The following is a 3,373-nucleotide window of genomic DNA, read 5'->3' as shown; positions in this document are numbered from 1 at the left end:
CCACCGGAGCGCCGCCAAGATCCACGATCACGACCGGACCCGCCCCCGCCTCACGCCGGGGGCGGGTCCCCGTGCACTCAGGAGCGCCATGAACACAGAGGACTTCGCCGGGCACCCAGAAGATCGCGAGCTGTACGAACGTCTCCTCGTCGAGCGGGACGGGACGCCGATCAGGGCCCTCGCTGAACGCGACCCGGGCCTCGAAGTACCAGGAGACCCCGATCCAGACGCGGACCGGCACCTCACGGAACTCGAAGCAGCCACAACTCCCCGACGACGAAAGCGACATGGAGCATGACCACCAAGCACGCACCGCCCGCAGAGCCGGAGCGCCGGACGCCCCCCGTACCCGGTGCGGTGTGGTGCCGATCCTGCGATTCGTGGTGCCTGCCATCCGGTATCTGCCGCTGCAACAACCGGTGATGCGAGCCTTCCTTCGCCTCGCCGTCGACGCGGTGGCCGTCCTGCTCATGGCGGCCACCGCCGTTGTCGCGTGGGTCGTTGTGCAGCTCGGCGACGGCGGAGTCTTTCTCGCCAGCCTTTTGGCCTTCCCCGGCTGTGGGCTGGTGGCCGCCGCCCTTCATCACATTCAGCGATGGGCGCGCGGTCGGCGACTGACGCACCCGCTGAACCCTCGCTCCGGCGACCGCTGCGGACCAGCGTGATCGTCTAGTCTGAACTAGCTGTAGGGCGCGGGGAACGGCCTACACAAGGGACGCCCAGTGACCCCGACGCCCGCCAACATCCCCGAACTGCTCCTGCCGCTCGCAGTCCCGACCGCGGACCTCACTCCGTACTACCGGAACCCCCGCAACGGTGACCTCCCCTCGATCGCCGAATCGCTGACCGTCAACGGCCAGTACCGCGCGATCGTCGTCAACAAGGGCACGCACACAGGCCGCCACAACGAGATCCTGGCGGGCAACCACACCTACGCGGCGGCTCAGCAGCTCGGCTGGGACCAGATCGCCGTCACCTGGGTCGACGTCGATGACGACGCAGCGGCCCGCATCGTCATCGTCGACAACCGGACCAACGACCTCGCTGGATACGACAGCGTGCTCCTAGCCGAGATCCTCTCCGAGATCCCGGACCTGGCCGGTACTGGCTACGACCGCGAGAGTGTGGACCGGCTTCTCGACGACACCTCCCTTCCCGAGACGCTGGAACTCACCTCCGACGGCGCGGGCACCGGTGCCGCAGCCACCGTCGATTACCTCCAGTGGGGCTACCTCCAGTGGGAGTCCAAGCGGGTCCGGATCACCTCTGAAGAGGTTGAAGTCCTGAACGCCATCTACACGAAGTTCGTGGACGACACCAACAGCGACCTCGGCTTCGGCTGGCACGTCTTGCAGCAGGCCCACGAGGAGGGCGAGGCGGCATGAGTAGCGCGCCCACCACGACGTTCTACGAGGCGTACCCGCTCGACCGGCTTCGCCCCGCCGACTACAACCCGCGCCGCCTCAGCGAGGAGGCGTTCGTCAGGCTCCAGGCGTCGCTACGCCGACACGGTGTCGTGAAGCCCGTCATCCTCAATGCCGACGGCACGCTGGTCGCAGGCCACCAGAGAACCAAGGGCCTCCAAGCCATCGGTCTGACGCACACGCCCGCGGTCATGCTGGGCACGAAGGTCAGGTTGCAGGACGAGATCCAGTTCAACCTGCTGCACAACCGGGTCGAGACCGAGGCCAGCATCGTCTACGCCGAGCCCGGCGTCATCGGCGCCTGGTCGTGGATTCCATGGCAGTCTGTCCGGGTCACGGAACGGAAGAACCTCTCCTTCGTCAACGCCATCGGGCACATGACCGCCGGCCACGGCCCCTGGGGGAGCGTCGTCATCGACGACCAGGGCCGCATCGTCCTCAACGCCGAATACGCCGTCGTCGCCGCCATCAACCGCTTCGACCTCCTCGCCTGGACCGTCACGTCCGCCGACGCCGCCCAGCTCCACGCCGACCTCACCGGCGAGTACGGCGTCTACGACTGGACCGCCATCGAGGGGAAGGCCCCGGTGTGGAACCAGCACATCGTGCAGCCCAAGAGACTCCGCAAGTTCTCCTCGAAGGCCAAGGCCGGAAAACTCGCCTACGGCTCCGAGACCTGGGATCAGCTGGTCATGCCCTGGCTCAAGCCCACCCACCGGGTCGTGGACTTCGGCGCCGGGTACGGCGACTACGCCAAGCACCTGCGCGCCAAGGGCTTCAACATCCACGACTACGAGCCCTACCGCTGCCGGGACGGCTCGTACGCCGTCGACATCCGCGCCGGCGTCGGCATGATCCGCGACATCGACAAGGACATCCAGACCAACGGCCTGTACGACGTGGTGGTCCTCGACTCCGTCATCAACGCCACCACCACCCTCGACTACCAGCACTGGGTGATGACCACCGTCAACGCCCTCTGCTCGGCGGACGGAGTCGTGTGCCTGGGCACACGCAACCTCGCCCGCGAACTCCGAGACGAGCAGGCCAAACGGGTCACCTCCCAGACCGCCACTACCAAGATGAGCTTCCTCGACGAGGACAACGTCGAGATGAACTTCGTCAAGGGGAAGTGGCAGAAGCTCCGCTTTCACACCCCCGACACCCTGGAGCCGCTGCTCCGCCGCTACTTCGAAGACGTGCGGGTCACCGACCTCAGCGGCTCCAACATCAAGGCCACCTGCCGCCGCCCCATCGCGCTCCCCAAAGAGGAATACGAGAAGGCATTCGAAGCGGAATTCAACATGCCTTACCCTAACGACTTCCGACACGACAGGCATCTGGAATTGGTGGGAAATTTGATAAAATTGGTAGTAGGGAGAAATGAATCTCTTGCCAATTAACGGGTAAATGGGGAGCGGATGTCACAGCGAATACAGATCCAAATTGAATCACGAACTCGATACCACATCATGTGGCTGGCAGGCGTGCGGCACGTAGCCCTCGACCAACACTGCCTGCGCAGCTTCGGCCAGCCCGACCGCCCTCGGCTCGACATCAGCCGCCGGCACCAGACGATCGAACTCCCCGAACACAACCCACCCCTGGCTTGGTACCTGTGCGCGCTGCCCAACCCGTGGAAGTGGAGCGACAACGCGCACCTCGCCTTCGAGGATGCCCCCGGAGAACAGTGGGACGGCCCTGCCCTGGTGCCGGGCCTGTATGTGCACCTGGACAACGCTCGCCCCATCACCGGATGGGGCGAGCACAACATCCCCGAGAGTGAGCCGCGCCGGAAGTCGGTCCGTTACCGGACCTGCCGTAACTACCAGTTCGCCTGGTGGCTGCGGACCGAGCGCAATGCGCCCGACGCGCCAGCCGAATACGTGCCGCCCAAGCGGCCAGGTGAAGGTGAACAGATGTCCTTGATCTGAGATCCGAAGGGGCCG

Annotated in this window: 5 protein-coding genes; 4 read left to right on the top strand and 1 reads right to left on the bottom strand. The window is 65.6% G+C overall.

Going from position 1 to position 3,373, the window contains the following annotated elements; all coding sequences use genetic code 11:
- Positions 1-289, bottom strand: a 289-nt coding sequence (locus STRTUCAR8_RS09675; protein ID WP_158697392.1) for a hypothetical protein, incomplete at its 3' end; no start/stop codon positions are given.
- Positions 290-359: 70 nt separating this feature from the next.
- Between STRTUCAR8_RS09675 and STRTUCAR8_RS52405 the strand changes: the two genes are divergently transcribed.
- From STRTUCAR8_RS52405 to STRTUCAR8_RS09655, 4 genes are read left to right on the top strand one after another with little or no spacing between them, the layout of a single operon-like run.
- Positions 360-665: a hypothetical protein gene (locus STRTUCAR8_RS52405; protein WP_143666455.1), complete on the top strand. Its 306-nt coding sequence runs from the start codon at positions 360-362 to the stop codon at positions 663-665.
- A 57-nt stretch (positions 666-722) separates the two neighbouring features.
- On the top strand, positions 723-1,385 hold the full coding sequence (locus STRTUCAR8_RS48700; protein ID WP_006375405.1) for a ParB N-terminal domain-containing protein: 663 nt from the start codon (positions 723-725) through the stop codon (positions 1,383-1,385).
- Positions 1,382-2,827 (top strand): methyltransferase domain-containing protein, encoded by a 1,446-nt coding sequence (locus STRTUCAR8_RS09660; RefSeq protein WP_006375403.1) that lies wholly within the window; start codon positions 1,382-1,384, stop codon positions 2,825-2,827. The genes STRTUCAR8_RS48700 and STRTUCAR8_RS09660 overlap by 4 nt, the downstream gene beginning before the upstream one ends.
- Positions 2,828-2,845: 18 nt before the next feature.
- Positions 2,846-3,358, top strand: a complete 513-nt coding sequence (locus STRTUCAR8_RS09655; protein WP_158697391.1) for a hypothetical protein — start codon at positions 2,846-2,848, stop codon at positions 3,356-3,358.
- Positions 3,359-3,373: the final 15 nt, after the last annotated feature.

This window comes from Streptomyces turgidiscabies Car8, from assembly GCF_000331005.1.
GTDB lineage: Bacteria > Actinomycetota > Actinomycetes > Streptomycetales > Streptomycetaceae > Streptomyces > Streptomyces turgidiscabies.
Note: the sequence above shows the minus strand (reverse complement) of the source record. Positions and strands in the feature narration are given on the sequence as shown.

Coding starts and splice junctions, on each gene's coding strand:
- STRTUCAR8_RS09660 (WP_006375403.1), top strand. CDS start 1,382: ATGAGTAGCGCGCCCACCACGACGTTCTACGAGGCGTACCCGCTCGAC.
- STRTUCAR8_RS09655 (WP_158697391.1), top strand. CDS start 2,846: ATGTCACAGCGAATACAGATCCAAATTGAATCACGAACTCGATACCAC.